This is a genomic window from Streptomyces sp. NPDC051913 (genome assembly GCF_044593635.1).
Classification (GTDB): domain Bacteria; phylum Actinomycetota; class Actinomycetes; order Streptomycetales; family Streptomycetaceae; genus Streptomyces.
This window is the reverse complement of sequence record NZ_JBIUCI010000011.1, coordinates 1-20,921: the sequence shown is the minus strand read 5'-3', so window position 1 is coordinate 20,921 and position 20,921 is coordinate 1. Positions and strand designations below refer to the sequence as shown.

18 protein-coding genes are annotated in these 20,921 nt (G+C 70.9%); 12 read left to right on the top strand and 6 right to left on the bottom strand.

The window, feature by feature from the left end; genetic code table 11:
• Window positions 1-8: 8 nt before the first annotated feature.
• From ACIHIX_RS29860 to ACIHIX_RS29850, 3 genes are all read left to right on the top strand, one after another.
• Window positions 9-1,289: a carbohydrate ABC transporter permease gene (locus ACIHIX_RS29860; protein ID WP_399961507.1), complete on the top strand. Its 1,281-nt coding sequence runs from the start codon at window positions 9-11 to the stop codon at window positions 1,287-1,289.
• A complete protein-coding gene (locus ACIHIX_RS29855) occupies window positions 1,286-2,185 on the top strand; it encodes a carbohydrate ABC transporter permease (RefSeq protein WP_399961505.1) in 900 nt (299 codons plus the stop codon). Before ACIHIX_RS29860 ends, ACIHIX_RS29855 begins: the two co-directional genes overlap by 4 nt.
• 166 nt (window positions 2,186-2,351) lie before the next feature.
• The gene (locus tag ACIHIX_RS29850; protein ID WP_399961503.1) at window positions 2,352-4,601 is read left to right on the top strand and encodes a CDP-glycerol glycerophosphotransferase family protein; all 2,250 of its coding nucleotides are present in this window, start codon (window positions 2,352-2,354) and stop codon (window positions 4,599-4,601) included.
• A gap of 176 nt (window positions 4,602-4,777) precedes the next feature.
• Here the strand turns inward: ACIHIX_RS29850 and ACIHIX_RS29845 are convergent, their stop codons facing one another.
• Window positions 4,778-5,191 carry an organic hydroperoxide resistance protein gene (locus tag ACIHIX_RS29845; protein WP_194075398.1) on the bottom strand — a complete coding sequence of 138 codons (414 nt, stop codon included), beginning with the start codon at window positions 5,189-5,191 and terminating at the stop codon, window positions 4,778-4,780.
• Window positions 5,192-5,307: 116 nt separating this feature from the next.
• Here ACIHIX_RS29845 and ACIHIX_RS29840 point away from each other — a divergent pair, with 116 nt between their 5' ends.
• The 3 genes from ACIHIX_RS29840 (at window position 5,308) to galE (ending at window position 8,155) form a co-directional block, all read left to right on the top strand.
• A complete protein-coding gene (locus ACIHIX_RS29840; protein ID WP_399961500.1) occupies window positions 5,308-5,775 on the top strand; it encodes a MarR family winged helix-turn-helix transcriptional regulator in 468 nt (155 codons plus the stop codon).
• Between the two features lie 55 nt (window positions 5,776-5,830).
• On the top strand, window positions 5,831-7,090 hold the full coding sequence (locus ACIHIX_RS29835) for a glycosyltransferase 87 family protein (protein ID WP_399961498.1): 1,260 nt from the start codon (window positions 5,831-5,833) through the stop codon (window positions 7,088-7,090).
• Between the two features lie 84 nt (window positions 7,091-7,174).
• Window positions 7,175-8,155 (top strand): UDP-glucose 4-epimerase GalE, encoded by a 981-nt coding sequence (galE, locus tag ACIHIX_RS29830; RefSeq protein WP_399961496.1) that lies wholly within the window; start codon window positions 7,175-7,177, stop codon window positions 8,153-8,155.
• A 78-nt stretch (window positions 8,156-8,233) separates the two neighbouring features.
• On the opposite strand, the gene ACIHIX_RS29825 is transcribed toward galE, so the two are convergent.
• Entirely contained in the window at window positions 8,234-8,872 is a 639-nt protein-coding gene (locus ACIHIX_RS29825; protein WP_399961494.1) for a TetR/AcrR family transcriptional regulator, read from the bottom strand.
• Between the two features lie 157 nt (window positions 8,873-9,029).
• Here ACIHIX_RS29825 and ACIHIX_RS29820 point away from each other — a divergent pair, with 157 nt between their 5' ends.
• Both ACIHIX_RS29820 and ACIHIX_RS29815 read left to right on the top strand, forming a co-directional pair.
• Complete coding sequence (locus tag ACIHIX_RS29820; RefSeq protein WP_399961492.1) at window positions 9,030-9,950, top strand: ABC transporter permease; 921 nt, start codon at window positions 9,030-9,032, stop codon at window positions 9,948-9,950.
• Window positions 9,943-10,794, top strand: a complete 852-nt coding sequence (locus tag ACIHIX_RS29815; RefSeq protein WP_399961490.1) for an ABC transporter ATP-binding protein — start codon at window positions 9,943-9,945, stop codon at window positions 10,792-10,794. The genes ACIHIX_RS29820 and ACIHIX_RS29815 overlap by 8 nt, the downstream gene beginning before the upstream one ends.
• On the opposite strand, the gene ACIHIX_RS29810 is transcribed toward ACIHIX_RS29815, so the two are convergent.
• From ACIHIX_RS29810 to ACIHIX_RS29795, 4 genes are all read right to left on the bottom strand, one after another.
• Window positions 10,791-11,180 carry a GtrA family protein gene (locus ACIHIX_RS29810; RefSeq protein WP_399961488.1) on the bottom strand — a complete coding sequence of 130 codons (390 nt, stop codon included), beginning with the start codon at window positions 11,178-11,180 and terminating at the stop codon, window positions 10,791-10,793. The two genes, ACIHIX_RS29815 and ACIHIX_RS29810, sit on opposite strands and share 4 nt — an antisense overlap.
• Window positions 11,181-11,314: 134 nt before the next feature.
• Window positions 11,315-16,255 (bottom strand): NAD-glutamate dehydrogenase, encoded by a 4,941-nt coding sequence (locus ACIHIX_RS29805; RefSeq protein WP_399961486.1) that lies wholly within the window; start codon window positions 16,253-16,255, stop codon window positions 11,315-11,317.
• A gap of 449 nt (window positions 16,256-16,704) precedes the next feature.
• Window positions 16,705-17,370, bottom strand: a complete 666-nt coding sequence (locus tag ACIHIX_RS29800) for an HAD family hydrolase (protein WP_399961484.1) — start codon at window positions 17,368-17,370, stop codon at window positions 16,705-16,707.
• 112 nt (window positions 17,371-17,482) lie between these two features.
• Complete coding sequence (locus ACIHIX_RS29795; protein ID WP_399961482.1) at window positions 17,483-17,998, bottom strand: DUF6912 family protein; 516 nt, start codon at window positions 17,996-17,998, stop codon at window positions 17,483-17,485.
• Between the two features lie 345 nt (window positions 17,999-18,343).
• On the opposite strand from ACIHIX_RS29795, the gene ACIHIX_RS29790 reads away from it, so the two are divergent.
• The 4 genes from ACIHIX_RS29790 to ACIHIX_RS29775 form a co-directional block, all read left to right on the top strand.
• Window positions 18,344-18,979, top strand: a complete 636-nt coding sequence (locus ACIHIX_RS29790; protein ID WP_399961481.1) for an Rv3235 family protein — start codon at window positions 18,344-18,346, stop codon at window positions 18,977-18,979.
• Window positions 18,980-19,202: 223 nt separating this feature from the next.
• Window positions 19,203-19,697 (top strand): toxin-antitoxin system HicB family antitoxin, encoded by a 495-nt coding sequence (locus tag ACIHIX_RS29785; protein ID WP_399961479.1) that lies wholly within the window; start codon window positions 19,203-19,205, stop codon window positions 19,695-19,697.
• A 78-nt stretch (window positions 19,698-19,775) separates the two neighbouring features.
• Complete coding sequence (locus ACIHIX_RS29780; protein ID WP_399961477.1) at window positions 19,776-20,618, top strand: DUF4097 family beta strand repeat-containing protein; 843 nt, start codon at window positions 19,776-19,778, stop codon at window positions 20,616-20,618.
• Between the two features lie 66 nt (window positions 20,619-20,684).
• The coding region (locus tag ACIHIX_RS29775) for an ATP-binding cassette domain-containing protein (RefSeq protein ID WP_399961475.1) at window positions 20,685-20,921 on the top strand (237 nt) is incomplete at its 3' end.

The window sequence follows — 20,921 nt, the reverse complement described above, 5'->3', positions numbered from 1 at the left end:
GCAAGAGCGTGACGCGGACCAGACTGTGGGTGGCGGTGCTGTTCCTGCTGCCCGCGCTGGTCCTGCTCGGCGCGCTCGTGGTCTACCCGATCGGGTACTCGATCTGGCGCAGCCTCTACGACGCCGGCGGCTCGAACTTCGTCGGCCTGGACAACTACGGCGACATCTTCAGCAACGACGCCACGCTGACGGCCGTACGCAACACGGCGATCTGGGTGGCGGTGGCGCCGGCCGTCGTCACCGCGTTCGGTCTGATCTTCGCGGTGCTGACCGAACGGGTGCGCTGGGGCACGGCGTTCAAGCTGATCGTCTTCATGCCGATGGCGATCTCGATGCTCGCGGCCGGCATCATCTTCCGGCTGGTGTACGCGGCGGACCCGGACCAGGGCGTCGCGAACGCGGTGGTGACGAGTGTGCACGACGCGTTCGTGGACTCCTCGGTCTATCCGAAGGCCCGGCCGAACGCGGCGGTGAGCGATCTGAAGGCCTCGGGCGACGGCTCGTTCACCACGACCGGCACGGTCAAGGCCGGGACCCCCGCGCTCCTCCCGCTCGTCGGCATCGCGCCCAACAAGCTCCCCGGCACCCCGGAGGCCGCCAAGGAGGCCACCGGCGACGGCGTGGACGGCACGGTCTGGCTGGACTTCAAGCTGGGCGGCGGCGGTACGAAGGGCGAGATCGACGCCGGTGAGAAGGCGCTGAAGGGCGTCAAGATCGAGGCCGTGAAGAACGGCGAGGTCGTCGCCTCCACGAAGAGCGGCGCCGACGGCACCTTCCATCTCCCCGGCGAGGCGGACGGGGCCCAACTGAGGCTCCCCGGCTCGAACTTCGCGGCCCCCTACAACGGCATCGACTGGCTCGGCCCGACCCTGGTCACCCCGGCGATCATCGGGGCGTACGTATGGATGTGGGCGGGCTTCGCGATGGTGCTGATCGCGGCCGGGCTGGCCGGGGTCGACCGCAACCTCCTGGAGGCGGCCCGGGTCGACGGCGCCAACGAGTGGCAGGTGTTCCGGCGGATCACGGTGCCGATGCTGGCGCCGGTCCTGGTCGTCGTCCTCGTCACGCTGATGATCAACGTGATGAAGATCTTCGACCTGGTCTACATCATCGCCCCGCAGCCCACCATGGACGACGCCAACGTGCTGGCCCTCCAGCTCTACCAGGCGTCCTTCGGCGGCGGCAGCAGCTACGGCCTCGGCAGCGCGATCGGCGTCATCCTGCTGCTGCTCGTGCTGCCGGTGATGTGGATCAATCTGCGACGGCTGCGCAAGGAGCGTGAGCGGTGACCACTCTCGACACGACCGCCACTCCTGACACGACCGTGCGCGCCAAGCGTTCCCTCGCCGCCCGGGTGGCGAGCGGGACGGCCGGCGGGGCCCTGCGGATCTTCCTGATCTGCATCGCGCTGGTCTGGCTGGTGCCGACCTTCGGGCTGCTGGTCTCCTCGTTCCGCGATCCGACGGACATTGCCGCCTCGGGCTGGTGGAAGGTGTTCAGCGCACCGGGCCAACTGACCGCGCACAGCTACGAGACGCTGCTGAAGAACGAGACGATCACCGACTCCCTGTTCAACACCATCTGGATCACGGTTCCTGCGACCCTGCTGGTGGTGCTCTTCGGCGCGATGGCGGGTTACGCGTTCGCGTGGCTGGACTTCAAGGGCCGCGACACCTGGTTCATGGTCGTGGTGGGGCTGTTGGTGGTGCCGGTGCAGGTGGCGCTGATCCCGCTGACCGTGCTGTTCCGGGAGCTCGGGATCTTCGGCGACATCATCGCCGCGGTCCTGTTCCACGTCGGCTTCGGACTGCCGTTCGCGATCTTCCTGTTGCGCAACTTCTTCGCGGAGATCCCCCGGGAGCTCCTGGAGGCGGCGCGCCTGGACGGGGCGGGCGAGGCCCGGCTGTTCGCGACGGTCGTCCTCCCGCTCGCCGCCCCCGCACTCGCCTCGCTGGGCATCTTCCAGTTCCTGTGGGTGTGGAACGACATGCTGGTGGCGCTGGTGTTCACCAACGCCGACTCACAGCCGCTGACGGTCGCCCTGCAGCAGCAGGTAAGGCAGTTCGGCAGCAACATCGAGATCCTCGCGACCGGCGCCTTCATCTCGATGGTCATCCCGCTGATCGTGTTCTTCGCGTTCCAGCGGCAGTTCGTGTCCGGCGTGATGGCGGGCGCGGTCAAGTAGCGCGTACGACATGGAGGTTGACGTATCAGAGGGGGCGGGCCGGGAGTGGTCCGCCTCCTCACGCGCGCCCGGAGTCCCCCGTATGCCGCAAGCGTCGTAACCAAGTCACTCCACCGGCCGTTCCCGGGCCGAACGCCCGCGCCGACCCCACCCCCATGGATGTGCCTTGCCCAGGTTCAGTGTCATCGTCCCCGTGTACGAGGTCCAGGCGTATCTGCACGCGTGCCTGGAGTCGGTGCTCTCCCAGTCGTACCCGGATCTGGAGCTGATCGCCGTCGACGACCGCTCGCCGGACGTCTGCGGGGAGATCGTCGACGAGTTCGCGGCCCGCGACCCCCGGGTGCGGCCGGTGCACCTCGCCGAGAACCGGGGGCTCGGCCCGGCCCGCAACGCCGGTCTGGCGGCGGCCACCGGCGACTACGTGCTGTTCCTGGACGGCGACGACACCCTCACCCCGGACGCGCTCCGGGCGATCGCCGACCGGCTGAAGGAGACGGGCGAGCCGGACGTGCTGGTCCACGGGCACGCGCGCACCGACTGGCGGGGCGTGGCCGCCGACGACGTGCCGGGCCTCCAGCTCACCGAGCAGGGGCCCGCGCCGTTCCGCCTGGAGGACCGCCCCGGGCTGCTGCGGCTGACCACGGCGGTCTGGAACAAGACGTACCGGCGGGAGTTCGTGGAACGCGCGGGCCTGCGCTTCCCGTCCGGGCACCACACGGACATCCCCTGGACGTACCCGCTCCTGATGAGGGCGGAGACCCTCGCGACCCTGGACGGGGTGTGCGTGCACCACCGGCAGCGGCGGCGCCGGGGCGACGGCCCAGGCCGCCACTTCGACGTCTTCGACCAGTACGACCGGCTCTTCGCGTACGTCGACCAGCACCCCGAACTCGTACGTTGGCGGCCGGTGCTGTTCCGCCGCATGGTCGACCACCTGTCGGCGCTCTTCGCCGAGTGCCGGGGCACCCGCGCCGCGTTCCTGAGCAAGGCCCGTGACCACTACCGCCGTTACCGCTCCCCGGGCCACCCGGTCCCGCTGCGCGCACGCCTGCGTCACACCCTGGTCCGGCTGAACCTGCACCGCACCTACCGCGCGTCGATGGCGGCCAGGCGAATCGGGCGCCGGACCGCGGCCCTCGCCACCCGCCTGGCCAGGTCCCTCCACACGGCGACCCTGCGGCTCCACTACCGGGTCCAGCTCCGTCTTCCCCTGCGTGCGGACCGCGCGGTCTTCGCGGCCCACCGGGGCCGCGGCCACGGCGGCAACCCGGGCGCCCTCGAATCGGCGTTCCGTGATCTCGCCCCGCACATCCGCACGGCGTGGATCGCCGACCCCGAGCACCATCACACGATCCCGGCCGCCACGCGCCGCGTCCGTCCCGGCACCGCCGCCTACTGGACGGCGCTGGCCCGCTCCAAGTACCTCGTCGACGACGTCGGGTTCGACCGCCGTCTGGTCAAGCGCCCCGGCCAGGTCCTCGTCCAGACCCAACAGGGCACGCCCCTCGCGCACATGGGCCTGGACCTTCTCGAACACCCCGCCGCAGCCCGCGACATGGACTTCGATGCCCTCCTCAAGGACGTCGACACCTGGGACTACGTCCTGTCCGCCAACCGCCACGCCACCCTGACCTGGGAGCGCGTGTTCCCCGGCGGCTACACCACACTGCCGTACGGAAATCCCCGCAACGACGTGTTCCAGCGGGCCACTTCGGAGGACGTACGACGGCTGCGCGAGCAACTCGGCGTACCGGAGGGCGCGGTCGCGATCCTGTACGCGCCGGCCCACCGCGACTACCGCCGCACCCAGCGCCCCGCCCTCGACCTGGATCGCGTCCTGCGCCGCCTGGGCCCCCGCTTCGTCGTACTGGCCCGCGCGCACCACCGTCACGAGGGCCCGCGTGCCGCCGACCCGTCCCGGGTCATCGACGTCACGGGCCACCCGAGCGTGGAGTCCCTCTGCCTGGCCTCGGACGCCCTGGTCACCGACCACTCGTCCCTGATGTTCGACTACGCGGGCCTCGACCGGCCGATCGTGGTCCACGCCGCCGACGACGACTACGCGGCCTACGAGGCGGCCCGCGGCACCTACTTCGACCTGCGCTCCTTCCCGCCGGGCGCGGTCGCGCGCAGCGAGGACGAGCTGATCGACATCTTCGCCACCGGCCACTGGCGCGGCTCCCGCTCCACCCAGCTGCGCTCGGCGTTCCGCGAGCGTTTCTGCCCGTACGACGACGGCCGCGCCGCCGAGCGGGTCGTACGCCATGTCGTGCTGGGCGAGACCGAGTCGCCGCCGGTGCTGCCGCTCGCCGACCGGTACCCCGTGCCCTCCGCGGCGGCGGCCCTGGCACACTCCCCGCTGGCGACGGTGCCACGGCCCGCGTCGCCCTCGGCCGCCCTCACCGACAGCATCTGATCGCCCCTCGTCTCCCGGAGTCACCATGCCGTCCAGTCCGTCCCGGCCCACCCCGACCCGGCCGTCCACCTGGCGCCCGGCCGGTCGTCCCGGCCGCTGAGGGAACACGAAGCCGAGAAACGCGAAGGGCCGGTGCGGGAAGCACCGGCCCTTCGTATGCGTGACGTTCGTGACGACTACTCGATGACGAGCTCGACCGGGACGTTGCCGCGGGTGGCGTTGGAGTACGGGCAGACCTGGTGGGCGGTCTCGACGAGCTTGCGCCCGGTCGCCTCGTCCACGCTGTCCGGCAGCTCGACGCGGAGCGTCACCTTGAGGGCGAAGCCCTCGCCCTGCTTGCCTATGCCGACCTCGGCGGTCACCGCGGCGTCGCTGACGTCGACCTTGGCCTGCCGGCCGACGAGACCGAGGGCGCTGCCGAAACAGGCGGCGTAACCGGCGGCGAACAGCTGCTCGGGGTTGGTGCCCTGACCGTCGCCGCCCATCTCCACCGGGAAGCTCAGCGGGAGGTCGATCTTGCCGTCGTTGGAGACGGCGCGACCCTCGCGGCCGTGGGTGGCGGTGGCGACAGCGGTGTAGAGCGCGTCCATGGAAAACCAGTCCTCTCGGAGGTCGTGACTCGGGGGTCGTGAACCCGATGACCACAAGTAGAGCACACAATTCAGTTGTGCACAATCTAATTGCTCGACCGAGCTATCCTGGAGTCATGACCTCGCCCACGACCGACTGGCTCCGCCTCGACCAGCAGATCTGCTTCTCGCTGCACTCGGCGTCCCGCGCCTTCAACGGCGTCTACCGCGTGATCCTCAAGGACCTGGGGCTCACCTACCCCCAGTACCTGGTGATGCTGGTCCTGTGGGAACAGGGCGATCTGCCGGTCAAGAAGCTCGGCGAACATCTGCGCCTCGACTCCGGCACGCTCTCGCCGCTGCTCAAGCGGCTGGAGGCGGCAGGTCTGGTGCACCGTGAGCGCAGCACCCGCGACGAGCGGTCCGTGGAGGTGCGGCTCACCGAGCAGGGCAGGACCCTGCGCGAGCACGCCCTCCAGGTGCCCCGCCGCATCGCCGGCGCGACCGGCTTCGACGTGGACGAGATCCGCGAGCTGCGGGCCCGCCTCGACGAACTGACGACGGCACTGGACGCGGCGGCGTCGAACGCGGCGGCACAGGAGTAGCCACCCGCACGGATGGGCACGAGAACGGCGATCCGGCGCCTTACGATCCGCCGTGATGAGACCTCGCCCCGCCCTCCTGCTGTCCGCCGCCTGGCTCACCACCCGCACCCTGATGCTGTGGCTGCTCGCCCACGACACGCTGCCCCTGCTGGGCGGCGGCGGTGTCGCCCGTGAGGTGTGGCGGCTGTACGCCCACTGGTACGGCGTCCTGACCACCGGCGCCTTCCCCGCGCACGACCCGCTGTGGCAGTACCCGCCCGGCGCGGGCCCGGTCCTGCTGTCCCCGGCCCTGCTGCCCGGCCTGACGTACTTCCGGGCGTTCGTGGCCCTGACCCTCCTCACCGACGCGGCGATCACGTACGCACTGGCCCGCGCGGGCGCTCGCCCCGGCCGCAGTCCGCACGGCGCCGCCCTCTGGACCGGCGGCCTCCCGCTCCTCCTGCACGTCCCGCTCGCACGCTACGACGTGCAGGTCACGGCCCTGGCCGTCCTCGCGCTGTTGACGCTGCCGCGCTCCACGCGTGCGTGCGGCGCGTTCGCGGCGCTGGGCGCGCTGGTGAAGGTGTGGCCGGTGCTGGTGCTGCTGGGCGTGGAGCGGGGCCGCGCGACCCGGTCGGCATGGCGGTGGGCGGCGCTGACGGGGACGGCGGCCCTCGCCCTCCTGCTGGCCCGCTTCGACAACGCCCTCGCGTTCCTGCGCCAGCAGGGCGGCCGGGGCGTGCAGATCGAGTCGCTCGGCGGCACGGCGCTCGCCCTCGCCACCCACGCCGGCTGGCCGGGCACGGTCCGCTACCAGTACGGCGCCCTGGAGTACACCGGTCCGTACGTCTCCCTGCTCGCCCACGCCTCCCTCGCCGCCACCGCGGTCGCCGGCGGCCTCCTGCTGTGGTGGCGGGTGCGGGCCAGACGCTGGACGCCAGCGACGCCGTACGACGCGGCGCTCACGGCCGTGCTGCTGTTCACGGTGACCAGCCGGGTGATCAGCCCGCAGTACCTGGTCTGGCTGCTGGGCCTGGCGGCCGTGTGCCTGACCTCGCGGCACACCGCGCAGCGCCCGGTGGCCGCGCTGATCGTGGCGGCGACGGCGGTCAGCGCGGTGGTGTACCCGGTCCTGTACGCCGAGGTGGAGGCCGCGACCTGGACGGGCTGCGCGCTGATGCTGCTGCGCAACGCGCTGCTGGTGACGGCGGCCGCCCTGTCCTTCACGCGCCTGTGGCGCACGACGGGCGCCCGCCCGGAACCCCTGCGCGCGCCCACCCGTTCGCGGGGTGGGTCCACTGCCGTCTCCGGCGCCGCCCCCGGCCTGGTTGACTGACACCGCTGCCCGACCACGCGCCGAGCACGCCCACCACCACGACCACGATGACCACCACGCTCACTGACGAGGGGACGGCCGTACATGACCTGGCTGATCACCGGCGGCGCCGGATACATCGGAGCGCACGTCGTACGGGCGATGACCCAGGCGGGCGAGGGCACGGTGGTGTACGACGACCTGTCGACGGGCATCGCCGAGCGGGTCCCGGACGGGGTGCCGCTGGTGGTCGGCTCCACGCTGGACGGCGAGCGGGTGGCGCGCGCGCTGGCCGACCACGGGATCACCGGGGTCGTGCATCTGGCGGCGAAGAAGCAGGTGGGCGAGTCGGTCGAGCTGCCGCTGCACTACTACCGGGAGAACGTGGAGGGGCTGCGCGTCCTGCTGGAGCAGGTGACCGGGGCCGGGGTGCCGTCGTTCGTCTTCTCCTCGTCGGCGGCCGTGTACGGCATGCCGGACGTGGAGCTGGTGACGGAGGAGACCCCGTGCGTGCCCATGTCGCCGTACGGCGAGACGAAGCTGGCGGGCGAGTGGCTGGTCCGGGCGACGGGCCGGGCGACGGGCCTGGCCACCGCGTCCCTGCGCTACTTCAACGTGGCGGGCGCGGCGACCCCCGCCCTCGCCGACACCGGCGTCTTCAACCTGATCCCCATGATCTTCGAGAAGCTCACCGAGAACGCGCCCCCGCGCATCTTCGGCGACGACTACCCGACCCCCGACGGCACCTGCGTCCGTGACTACATCCACGTGGTCGACCTGGCGGAGGCCCATGTGGCGGCGGCCCGCGCCCTGCGCTCCGCGCCCGGCCGTGATCTCACCCTCAACATCGGCCGCGGCGAAGGCGTCTCCGTCCGCGAGATGATCGACCGCGTCAACGCCGTCACCGGCTACGACCGCCCCCCGACCGTCACCCCCCGCCGCCCCGGCGACCCGGCCCGCGTCGTCGCCTCCGCCGACCGCATCACCGCCGAACTCGGCTGGAAGGCCCGACACGACGTGGAGGACATGATCACCTCGGCCTGGGAGGGCTGGGTACGACTGCACCCGGAGGCGGCCCGCGGCTGAGCCCGGGCAGGGTCTACGGCACCCGGGCCATCCACGTGGCCGTCCGGGTGCCTGCACCACCTGCACGACCTACACCGTCTACAACGCCTTGATCGCCGCCGCCGTCGCCCGCGCGAGCGCGTCGAGGTACCCCTTGGGCAGCTTCGGGCTGCGGATCACGACCGAGCGCCAGTACAGCGGCCCGGAGATCAGGTCCAGGGCCAACTCGTCGTCGCGGCCCACCCGGACCTCACCGCGCTGCTCCGCCGCCACGATGATCTTGCTGGCGACGCCCTCCTGACCGTCCCGCAGCGCCTTCTGCACGGCCTCGGCGATCTCGGGATTGCGGGCCGCCTCGGCCTGGAGGTCCGGCAGGATCTGCGAGGCCACCGGGTGCCGCAGCGCCCTTGACGTCATCTCGTACAGCAGCCGCAGATCGCTCTCCAGCGCGCCCGTGTCCGGCGCCGGAAGCCCCTGCACGGCGAGCGCCGACACCACGTCGAGCACCAGGTGCAGCTTGGAACGCCAGCGGCGGTACACCGCCGTCTTGCCGACGCCCGCGCGGCGCGCGATCCCCTCGATGGACATCCGCGCGTAGCCGACGGCCGCGAGCTCCTCGAAGACGGCCGCCCGGATGGCCTCCGTCACGTCCTCGCGCAGCACGGCCGCCCCGGCGGGTGCCCGGCGGCGCGGACGCGTCTGCGGCTCCTCGGCGTTGGTCGTCATACGGACCAGCATAGGGCGTTACGACGAAACGGTTGCGTTCCGACGTGCACTCGGCCTACGCTCACGTTGCGACGATACGGTCCCGTCCCGACGTAAGAGAACGCAAAGAGAAGCGTAAGGAAACGCCGGGCGCCGCCCCCTCCGTACCCCCCAAGTGAAAGCAGCGGATGTGAGCCAGGTTCTCCACACACCGCCCTCGGCACCGGCACCCCCGGTCGAGGCCGACCTCGCGGCCCTAGCCGCCCGCCACGGCCTCTCGGTCAGCGGTGCCCGTCCGACGCTGCCCGAGTACATCCGCCAGCTGTGGGCCCGGCGGCACTTCATCACCGCGTTCTCGACCGCCAAGCTCACCGCCCAGTACAGCCAGGCGAAGCTCGGCCAGATCTGGCAGGTGATGAACCCGCTGCTCAACGCGGCGGTGTACTTCCTCATCTTCGGTGTGCTGCTCGGCACCAAGAAGGGTGTTCCGGACTACGTCCCCTTCCTGGTGACGGGCGTGTTCATCTGGACGTTCACCCAGAGCTCGATCCTGGCGGGCACCCGCGCGATCTCCGGCAACCTCGGCCTGGTGCGCGCCCTGCACTTCCCGCGGGCCGCGCTGCCCATCTCGTTCTGCCTCCAGCAGCTCCAGCAGCTGCTGTTCTCCATGTGCGCCCTCGTCGTGATCCTGCTCTGCTTCGGTGTGCCGGTGGCGGCGTCCTGGGTGCTGGCGATCCCGGCACTGGTCCTGCAGTTCGTCTTCAACGCCGGCGTCTCGATGGTCATGGCCCGGCTCGGCGCCAAGACCCCGGACATCGCGCAGCTGATGCCGTTCGTGCTGCGTACGTGGATGTACGTCTCGGGCGTCATGTGGAGCATCGAGCACCTGGCGAGCAAGCACAGCGACTGGCCGTCGTGGGTGGTCCCCGTCCTCCAGGCCAACCCGGCCGCCGTCTACATCGACCTGATGCGCTTCGCGCTGATCGACAGCTTCCACGCGAGCCAGCTGCCGACCCATGTGTGGCTGATCGCGACGGGCTGGGCCCTGCTCGCCGGAGTCGGCGGCTTCATCTACTTCTGGAAGGCTGAGGAGACGTACGGCCGTGGCTGAGAACGCGAACATCAACGACCAGGTAACCGCCCCCACCGTGATCGCGGACAGCGTGGACATCGTCTACCGCGTCAACGGCACCGGCGCCGGCAAGGGCTCCGCGACCGCCGCCCTCAACCGCATCCTGCGCCGCGAGAAGACCGAGAAGGCGTCCGGCGTGCGCAAGGTGCACGCCGTGAAGAAGGTGTCGTTCGTCGCCTACAAGGGCGAGGCCATCGGCCTCATCGGCACCAACGGCTCCGGCAAGTCGACCCTGCTCAAGGCGGTCGCGGGCCTGCTCCCCGTGGAGAGCGGCGCCATCTACACCGACGGCCAGCCCTCCCTGCTCGGCGTCAACGCGGCCCTGATGGGCGACCTCACCGGCGAGCGCAACGTCTACCTCGGCGGCCTCGCGATGGGCATGTCCCGCGAGCAGGTCAAGGAGCGCTACCAGGAGATCGTCGACTTCTCCGGCATCAACGAGAAGGGCGACTTCATCACCCTGCCCATGCGCACCTACTCCTCCGGCATGGGCGCCCGGCTCCGCTTCTCCATCGCCGCCGCCAAGGACCACGACGTCCTCCTCATCGACGAGGCCCTCGCGACCGGCGACCGCTCCTTCCAGAAGCGCTCCGAGCAGCGCATCCGCGAGCTGCGCAAGCACGCCGGCACGGTGTTCCTGGTCAGCCACAACAACAAGTCGATCCGCGACACCTGCGACCGCGTCCTGTGGCTGGAGCGCGGCGAGCTGCGCATGGACGGTCCGACGGAGGACGTCCTGAAGGAGTACGAGGCCTTCACCGGTGACAAGACGGACAGGGCGGCGAAGCCCAAGGCCAAGCCGAAGCCGAAGGTCGCCGTCTAGGACCGGCTGAGCACTTCGTGCGGCACCGCCCACGTGCGGCGGACCAGGAACCGGAAAGCCGACGCGAGCACGAGGGACACGGCCTTCACGGCGTTCGACCCGAGCGGTCCGTGAAGGCCGAGGCCGTGATAGCCGACGTAGAACAGGCCGCTCTCCATCACCACGCCGATCCCGCGGAAGGCGAAGAACAGGGCGGGCCGCTCACCGATCCCCACCTCGCGGTCGTGGTGGGCGAGGAGGCGCAGGCCCAGGTAGTTCGTGAACACGGCGATGACGCTCGCGAGCACCGTCGCCACCAGGGCCCGCCGGCCGAGCCCGTGCAGCAGCACATTGAAGACGGCGAAATTCACCACGGCACCGCTGCCGCCGACAACCCACGCGTTCACGGCACAACTCTTAGCGGGAAACGGTAATTCGTGGCCCTCCCCTTTGCCTAAAGCAAGCCAAGAAAAGGGCGCCCCGAGCCGATTCCCGGCCCGGGGCGCCCTGTTGCTCGTACCGCACTACGAGCTCGTACGGCCTACGAATGCGTCCGCAGCAGCGTGCGCATCGTCCGCATGGCCACCGACAGGTTGGCGAGGTCGAACGTCTCCGAGCCCTGGATCTCCTCCAGGGTCGTGCGCGCCCGGCCGAGGATCGCCGCGTTCTTCTCCTCCCAGGCCTTGAAGCGCTGCTCGGGGGTGGAGGTGCCGTTGCCGACCGCGAGGACGTCCGCGGTCAGTGCCGCGTGGGCCGCGTAGAGGTCCTCACGGATGGAGGCGCGGGCCATGGACTGCCAGCGGTCCGCGCGGGGCAGCTCGATGATGCGGTCCATGAGCTGGGTGATGTGCAGCACGTCGGCGAGGTCGTAGTAGACCTCGGCGACGTCCAGCGGCTTCTTGCCCATGCGGTCGGCCACCGAGACGATGTCGAGCGTGGGGAAGGCGGAGGAGAACCCGGCCACGCGCGTGGCGAGTTCGTCCGGCACGCCGGCGCCCGACAGCTCGTCGTAGATCTGCTGGTACCACTCCAGGTCCGCGCCCCGGAGCAGCTTCGGCAGCTGCGACCACACCTGCTCGACGCGCTCGCCGAAGAACTCGACGGTCTCGGCGAGCTGGAGCGGCTGCGGCCGGTTGTTGAGCAGCCAGCGCGTGCCACGCTCGACGAGCCGGCGCGAGTGCAGCCGGATACGGGTCTGCACGGCGGCCTCGACCCGGTTGTCGAGGGCCTCCACCCCGTCCCACACGGCGGCCGAACGGAAGATCGCGCGGGCCGCGGTCTGCGCCCGGACGATCTCCTCCAGGGAGGCCCCGGTCTCCTCGCGCAGGCGGTGCAGATAGGTCGTACCGCCCGTGTTGACCGTGTCGTTGACCAGGACCGTCGTGATGATCTCGCGGGCCAGCGGGTGGCTGTGCATCTGGTCGGCGAACTTCTCACGCAGCGCGGTCGGGAAGTACGCGTCGAGCAGGGTGCGCAGATACGGGTCGTCGGGCAGCGAGGTGTGCAGCAGCTCGTCGGAGACCGTGATCTTCGTGTACGCCAGCAGCACGGCCGTCTCCGGGCCCGTCAGGCCCTGGCCGTTGGTGAGGCGCTCGCGGATCTGGCGGTCGGTGGGCAGGAACTCCAGGGCCCGGTCCAGCAGTCCGGCACGCACCAGGTGGCGCATGTACCGCTGCTGGGCGTGGAGCATGTCCTTGGACTGGGCGAGGGCGTTGGCGATGGCCGTGTTCTGCGCGTAGTTGTTGCGCAGGACCAGGCGGCCGACCTCGTCGGTCATCTCGGCGAGCTGCTTGTTGCGCTGCTTGACGGTCATGTCGCCTTCGGTGACCAGGCCGTTGAGCAGGATCTTGATGTTCACCTCGTGGTCGGAGGTGTCCACGCCCGCGCTGTTGTCGATGGCATCGGTGTTGATCTTGCCGCCGTGCAGTGCGAACTCGATCCGGCCGAGCTGGGTCAGGCCCAGGTTGCCGCCCTCGCCGACGACCTTGACGCGCAGGTCGGCGCCGTCGACGCGGATCGGGTCGTTGGCCTTGTCGCCGACGTCCGCGTGCGTCTCCGCGCTCGACTTCACATACGTGCCGATGCCGCCGTTCCACAGCAGGTCGACCGGCGCCTTGAGGATGGCCTTCATCAGGTCGGCCGGCGTCATCTTGGAGACCTTGCCCTCGATGCCGAGGGCCTCGCGGATGGTCGCGTTGAGCGGGATGGCCTTGGCGGTACGCGGGAACACGCCGCCACCGGCCGAGATCAGCTCGGTGTTGTAGTCGGCCCAGCTGGAGCGCGGCAGCTCGAAGACGCGGCGCCGCTCGGCGTAGGAGGTCGCCGAGTCCGGCTTCGGGTCGATGAAGATGTGCCGGTGGTCGAAGGCGGCGACCAGGCGGATGTGCTCGCTGAGCAGCATGCCGTTGCCGAACACGTCACCGGACATGTCGCCGATGCCGACGACCGTGAAGTCCTCGGTCTGCGTGTTCACGCCCAGCTCCCGGAAGTGCCGCTTGACGGACTCCCAGGCACCGCGCGCGGTGATGCCCATGCCCTTGTGGTCGTAACCGGCCGAGCCGCCGGAGGCGAAGGCGTCGCCGAGCCAGAAGTTGTACGACTCGGCGACCCCGTTGGCGATGTCCGAGAAGGTCGCGGTGCCCTTGTCGGCGGCGACGACGAGATAGGTGTCGTCCTCGTCGTGCCGGACGACGTCGGCGGGCGGGACGACCTCGCCGGCCACCATGTTGTCGGTGATGTCGAGCAGCGCCGAGATGAACGTCTTGTAGCTGGCGATGCCCTCGGCCAGCCACGCGTCCCGGTCCACGCCCGGGTCGGGCAGCTGCTTGGCGACGAAGCCGCCCTTGGCGCCCACCGGCACGATGACGGTGTTCTTCACCATCTGCGCCTTCACCAGGCCGAGGATCTCGGTCCGGAAGTCCTCACGCCGGTCGGACCAGCGCAGACCACCGCGCGCGACCTTGCCGAACCTGAGGTGCACGCCCTCGACGCGCGGCGAGTAGACCCAGATCTCGAACGCCGGGCGGGGCGCGGGCAGGTCCGGGATGGCCTGCGGGTCGAACTTCATGGAGACGTAGTCGTGCGGCTTGCCGCCGGCGGCCTCCTGGAAGAAGTTGGTGCGCAGGGTCGCCTTGATGACGGTCAGGAAGGAACGCAGGATGCGGTCCTCGTCGAGGCTCGCCACCTGGTCGAGCGCCGCGTCGACCTCTTCGAGGAGGGCGTCGACGATCTCGTGGCCCGCGCGCTGCCGGTCCGGCGACATCCGCGCCTCGAACAGGGAGACCAGCAGGCGCGTGGTGTGGACGTTGTTGCGGAGGGTGTCCTCCATGTAGTCCTGCGAGAACGTGGAGCCCGCCTGGCGCAGGTACTTGGCGTACGCCCGCAGCACCATCGCCTGCCGCCAGCCCAGGCCCGCGCTGAGCACGAGGGCGTTGAAGCCGTCGTTCTCCGCCTTGCCGGTCCAGGTCGCGGCGAAGGCCTCCTGGAAGCGCTCGCGGCCGTCGTCGCCGAGGTAGTCCCCGGCGCCGTTCTGCGACTTGGGCATGCGCAGACCGAAGTCGTAGATCCAGGCCGTCGTACGGTCCGAGCAGCGCAGTTCGTACGGCCGCTCGTCGGTCACCTCGACGCCGAGGCGGCTGAGCACCGGCAGCACCGCGGACAGGGAGACGGCCTCGCCCTTGCGGTAGATCTTGAAGCGGCGCTCCTCGGGGGCCGAGCCGACCGGCTCGTACAGGCTCAGGGCGAAGTTGTTCTCCTCGGTGAGCTGCTCCAGGTGGCACAGGTCGGCGACGGCCGCGCGCGGGGTGTGGTCGGCCTTGTAGCCCTCGGCGAAGGCGCTGCCGTAGCGGCGCAGCAGTTCGGCGGCGCGCTCCTCGCCCAGCTCTCCGGTGAGGGCCTCGGCGAATCCGTCGGCCCAGGAGCGGGCGGCCTCGACGAGGCGGGCCTCGATGCGCTCCTTGTCGCTGTCGCTGAGCTCGGGCAGCTCGGTGCCCTGCGGGACCCGGACCACGAAGTGCAGCCGGGACAGGATCGACTCGGTGTTCCAGGCGGTGAAGTCGACGCTGATGCCGCCGAGCTCCTCCTTCAGGATGTCGATGATCCGCAGCCGGACGCCGGTGGTGTACCGGTCGCGGGGCAGGTAGACGAGGGCCGAGTAGTAGCGGCCGTACTCGTCCTGGCGCAGGTAGAGCCGCAGCCGGCGCCGCTCCTGGAGGTAGAGGACGCTGGTGACGATGGACTGGAGCTCGTCGGCCGGGGTCTGGAAGAGCTCGTCGCGCGGGTAGGTCTCCAGGATCTGGAGCAGGTCGCGCCCGTCGTGGCTGTTGGGCGAGAACCCGGCGCGCTGGAGCACCTCGTCCACCTTGCGGCGGATGACGGGCACGCGGCGGACGGACTCGGTGTAGGCCGCGGAGGAGAACAGCCCGAGGAAGCGCCGCTCCCCGACGACGTTGCCCTCGGCGTCGAACTTCTTCACGCCGATGTAGTCGAGGTACGACGGCCGGTGCACGGTCGCGCGGCTGTTGGCCTTGGTCAGCACCAGCAGCTTGTGCTCGCGCGCCTTGGCCCGGGCGTCGGCGGGCAGCCGCTCGAAGGAGGGGCTGACGGGGTGGCTCTCGTCCTCGGCGTGGTGCGGGTCGGAACGCAGGATGCCGAGGCCGGTGCCCGGCACGGCGGCGAGGGAGTCGTCCTCGCGGAGCTGGTACTCGCGGTACCCGAGGAAGGTGAAGTGGTCGGCGGCCAGCCAGCGCAGCAGCTCACGGGCCTCCTCGATCTCCTGCTCGCGCAGATCGGAGGCGACGGGCTCGGCGGGCAGCTCCTCGGCCATCCGCAGCGCCGCGTCCCGCATCTTCTCCCAGTCCTCGACCGTCTCGCGGACGTCCGACAGCACTCGCAGCAGATCGGCGGTGATCTGCTTGAGGTCCGCGCGGTCGGTCTCGCGGTCGATCTCGACGTGGATCCAGGACTCGGTGTGCGCGTCGTGCGGAAGCTCGCTGCGGTCGCCGGCGGGGCGCTGCGGGAGCACCTCGATCAGCTGCCCCGTGAGATCCCTGCGGACGACGACCTGCGGGTGGATGACGACGTGGATCCCGCGTCCCTGCCGGGTCAGCTCGTTGGTGACCGAGTCGACCAGGAAGGGCATGTCGTCGGTGACGACCTCGACGATCGAATGACTGCACGCCCAGCCGTTCTCCTCCACGGTGGGCGTGAGGACCCGCACGTTGGCCGTGCCCTGTGGCCGGTTCTCGGCCAGCCGGTAGTGGGAGAAGGCGGCTCCGAAGACGTCGACCGGGTCGCGGTCGGTGAGGTCCTCCGGGGCGGTGTGCAGGTAGTAGCGCTGGAGGAACGCGAGCACGGACTCCCGGTCAGGGGTGCCCTCGTCCGTCGTCCCGGTCGGTAGGTGCCCCCCGACCGGGCTGTTCTCAGCTACCCGGGCGGCCCTCTCGAGCAGCTCGGCCTTGGCTTCGTCCAGCTTGGTCTGCATTGTCCTCTGGCTCCTGTCGCGCGCCGTTGCGTGACGTTGAAGGAAGTTCGGTGTCTTCCCCTGCGGCTCTACGCCACGGCCCGGGGTGTCCGGTCCGTTCCGACGCTATGCCGCGAGGCGAGATGGGCGGAGTGATATCAGCCAATGTCGACGCCCTCGAAAGGTGTGACGCTGCTCTCTGGGAGGCCCTGTCATGGGGTGTGCGCGGCGCCCTGGAGGGTTCCGCACCTCCGTCCCGCCCGCGCGGACCAGCGACTGACGCCCGGACACGGATGTCGTCCGTGTTCTCCGGGCGCAGGGCAGGGGCGACAGTGCCCCCGCGAGATATCGCGCTGATCACGCCACCAAGGCTATCGCTCCCTACAGGGGCCCCGTCATGAGCCGTATGTGTACAAAACCAGGGGTCGAACTTTGACGTTCTGCACAGTCCCCGCCCTCGCGCCGAACGGTCACGCCGCTATGCGCTCCGCCTCCGCGACGGCCTCGGCCAGTGAGTCGACGACCGGAACGCCGACCTCCTCCAGGCTCGCCCGGCTGTGCGATCCCCCGGTGTACAGCACCGCCCGCGCCCCCACGTGCAGCGCGGCCACCGCGTCGTCGGCGGCGTCCCCGATCACCACCGTACGAGCCGGATCGACCCCGGCGAGCGCCGCCACGTGCCGCTCCATGTGCTCCGCCTTGCTTCCCCCGGACGGCCCGGTACGCCCGTCGACCCGGACGAAGTGCGCCTCGATCCCGAACCCGCGCACCAGGGGCACCAGATCCTCGTGGCCGTACATGCTGAGGATCGACTGGCTGCGCCCCGCCGACCGCCACCCGATGAGCAGCTCCGTCGCCCCGACCGTCAGCCCGCACCCCACCCGGTGCTCGGTGTAGTACCGGTGGAAGGTCTCGTCCATGACCAGCCACTCGGCCTCGGTGGGCAGCCGCCCCATCAACCGCTCGTAGAACTTCGGCACCGGCACGCAGTACAGCGCCCGGTACTGCTCCATCGTGATCGGCGCGAGCCCCAGCTCGGCGAACGCCGCGTTCGTCGCCCCGATGATCGCGTCGTTGTCGTGGAACAGCGTCCCGTTCCAGTCCCAGACGATGTGTGCGCCCGTGTGCGTCCCCATGCCGTGCATCCCCATGCCAAAAACCTACCCGCCCCCACTGACAATCAAGAGACCCGCAGGTCAGGGGCCAAATAGGCCCTGGCCGACGCCCAACCGGCGCGGCCGGACCGCCTCAGCCGTCCAGCCCCACCAGGTTCGCGATCTCCTGCGTGGCGTACCAGAGCAGTTCGTGGTCCTCGGTCCCGTCCACGACGAACTGCGCGTCGTCGTCCCCGCCGTCCGCCGCCTCCAGCGCCCGCGCCCCCGCGGCCACGTCGTCCTCGGCGTCGCCCGCGTCGACATGCACCGCGGCCGCCTTGGCCAGAGCCACACCCGGGGCGACGCGCACCTCGCCGAGCGCCGCCGGATCGAGCCCGCGGTCCGGGTCGGCCACCGCCGCGCCGTCCGGCACGTCGACGGCGACCACGACCCGGCGCCGTACCGCCTCGGGGTCGGCCGCCAGCAGCCGCAGCGAGGCGAGCGCGGCCCGGTTCAGCGCCGCGTACTCCAGTTCCTCGATGTCGTCGGAGAGGTACCACTCGCGCAACGCGGGCGTCACGGCGTAGGCGACGAGCGGACCGGGACCCAACTCGCCCGTCTTGTACGCCTCGGCGAGACCGGAGAGGGTCAGGGGGACGTAGACGCGCATGATGGTTGCCGCTTTCGTGGTCGGAGGGAGGGATCCGGGGAGGCCGACGACATGCCCTCGGAGGCCTTCAGGATACGTGCGGAAGCAGCCCTGGCGTCCCCTTTCGAGTCCCCACCCCGACACCCGGAGGCGTCCACCCGCGTCCGGAAACTCACCCGGCCCGCCCCCGCGATCCCGGGCTTCCAACCCCCCGAATCACCCGGATAAGCGAACCTTCCCGCCCCTCGCCATCAGCCCGGCCCTTCCTTGCCGCGGCCGCTCTCGTCCCCGTACAAGATCCCCAACCGCCGAAGTTACCGCCCGGTATACGTCGCACCGCTCCGGGCTCCATGAACGGGGATCTCGATGAACAAGGTCATGACCAGGTCGCAGCTCCGCCCCGGCACCCGCCCGCCGAGCCGCCGCGACACCCGCCGCCCCGGCGGCGCCCCGCCCCGCACCCCGGCCGGCGGCGCCACCCGCACCGCCCCCGGCGACGGCCGTCCGCCGGGCTCCCCGAACGGCGCCGGCCCCACCACCCGCACCAGGCCCGCGGACAACCGCCCGGCGACCCCCACGGCCACGCCCACGCGCACCGCCCCCGACGCCCCCGGAGCGAGCCACGCCGCCCCCACCCGGACCCCGCACACCCCTGTCCCCCAGCTCCATCCCACCGACCACATCGCCGAGCTCCTCGTCCTGGTCCTCAGCGGCCAGCGCCCCGTCCACTCGATGCTCCGGCACACCGTCGGGCAGGCCTACGACGAACTGGCCACGCTCGCCGAACGCGGCCCCCTCCGCGCCCGCGGCACTCGCCCCGTGGTCCGCGACATCGGCTACTACGTCCCGCGCCCCGGCGCCTTCGAGGCCTTCGCCCGCATCGGCGCCGGCGACCAGCTGCGTGCCATGGCCTTCCGCGTGGAACAGGGCCGGGACCGCCGCTGGCGCTGCACCGCGGTGGAACTGGGCGGCCTCCGCGAGCGCCGCACGGCCGACAACTGAGACCCGTCACGTCAGGGCCTCCCGAGACGCCACTGTGGCACCACATGGCATCACTCGGCGCCAAACCTCACCGGGCAGCGCCACGTGACACCATCGCAAGCCAACCCAGCGCCACCCGATTTCCGCAGGTCAAGGCATCGATCCACACACCCCGCTCTCCCCTGACACCGTCTCGACACCTTCATGGTTGCGCGTAGCGCCAAAGTGGTGCCATGATGACGCCATGGACCTCACCCCGTACGTCGACACCCTCCGCCGCGAACTGGCGGTGGCCGCCGAGGCCGGTGGCGACGAAGCTCGCGAGCTGGCCGAGCGACTCACCGCCCCTCTGGAGTCGGCGACCCGGCTGACCATGCTCAACGTGCTCTCCGCCGCGATGGACGAGATCACCCGCGAACTCGCCCCCGGCTCGGTCGACGTACGGCTGCGCGGCCTCGACCCCGATTTCGTGGTGACTCCGCCGCCCACCTACGCCGACTCCCCCGCCGTAGAACCGCTCCCGACCCCCGCCGACGGCGACGAGGGCGGCACAGCCCGCGTCAACCTGCGGCTGCCGGCCCACCTCAAGGCCCGCGCCGAGGAGGCCGCGAACCGCGAGGGCCTGTCGGTCAACGCGTGGCTGGTGCGCGCCGTGTCGGCCGCGGTGGACGGCGGGGCACAGCCCCGTACGGCACAGAAGACCCGCACCGGACAGAACTTCACGGGCTGGGTGCGCTAGCCCAGCCCGCCCACCACTTCACCCACACCACGTCCCACCTGCGGGGACGCCCCCACGAGCCACGAGGACGGTACAGCCATGCCTACTTTCGACACTCCCGAGCCGATCTCGGTCGTCGCCCACGTCGGCGCCGGGTACGTCCAGTTCAGCGCCACCGACCGGGCCGACACCGTCGTCGACGTGCAGCCGGGCGACCCGAAGCGGGACAAGGACGTGAAGGCGGCCGCGCAGACCGAGGTCACGTTCGTCAACGGCGTCCTCGGCATCAGGACGAAGGAGCGCCGCGTGATCGGACCGAGCGGCGTCGTCTCCGTGACGGTCGAACTGCCCACCGGCTCCGGCGTCGACGCGACCGGCTCCTGGACGCAGGTGCTCGGCGAGGGTGTCCTCGGCGAGGTCCGCGTGAAGACCTCGACCGGTGACGTCCGGCTCGACACGACCGGGTCCCTGCGCCTGGAGGTGTCGCACGGCTCGATCACCGTGGGCCACGCCGAGGGCCGCGCCGAGATCAGCAGCAGCAGCGGCAACATCCGCGTCGGCACCGTAGCGGGACCCGCCGTCCTGAAGAACACGAACGGCACCACGACCGTCGGCGTCGTCACCGGCGAGCTGCGGATGAGCGGCACCAACGGCGGCATCGACATCACACGCGCCGAGGCGTCGGTCGTCGGCACCTCGACCAACGGCCACCTGCGCGTCGCCGAGGTCGCCCGCGGGGAGGTCCGGCTGGACACCTCCAACGGCTCCATCGAGGTCGGCGTCCGCGAGGGCACCGCCGCCTGGCTCGACGTCAGCTCTCACCGCGGGCAGGTCCGCAACACGCTGACCGCGTCCGAGGCCCCGGAGCAGACGGAGGACACCGTCAAGATCCGCGCGCGGACCAACTGGGGCAACATCGACGTCCTCCGCGCCAAGCCCTGAGCCACGCGCCTCGTCCCCACCGTCCCCCACCTCCTCACCCACTTCAGCCTTCGAGCGGAGGGCTCCATGCCTTCATCTGTCATGTCCACGTCTACACAGCAGGACGGTGATCCGTCCCCGGTCGCCGTCTGCGCCACCGGCCTGCGCAAGTCCTACGGCGACAAGACCGTCCTCGACGGGATCGACCTGCGCATCCCGGCAGGCTCGGTCTTCGCCCTGCTCGGCCCGAACGGCGCCGGCAAGACCACCGCCGTGAAGATCCTCTCCACCCTCATCACCCCCGACGCGGGCACAGCCCACATC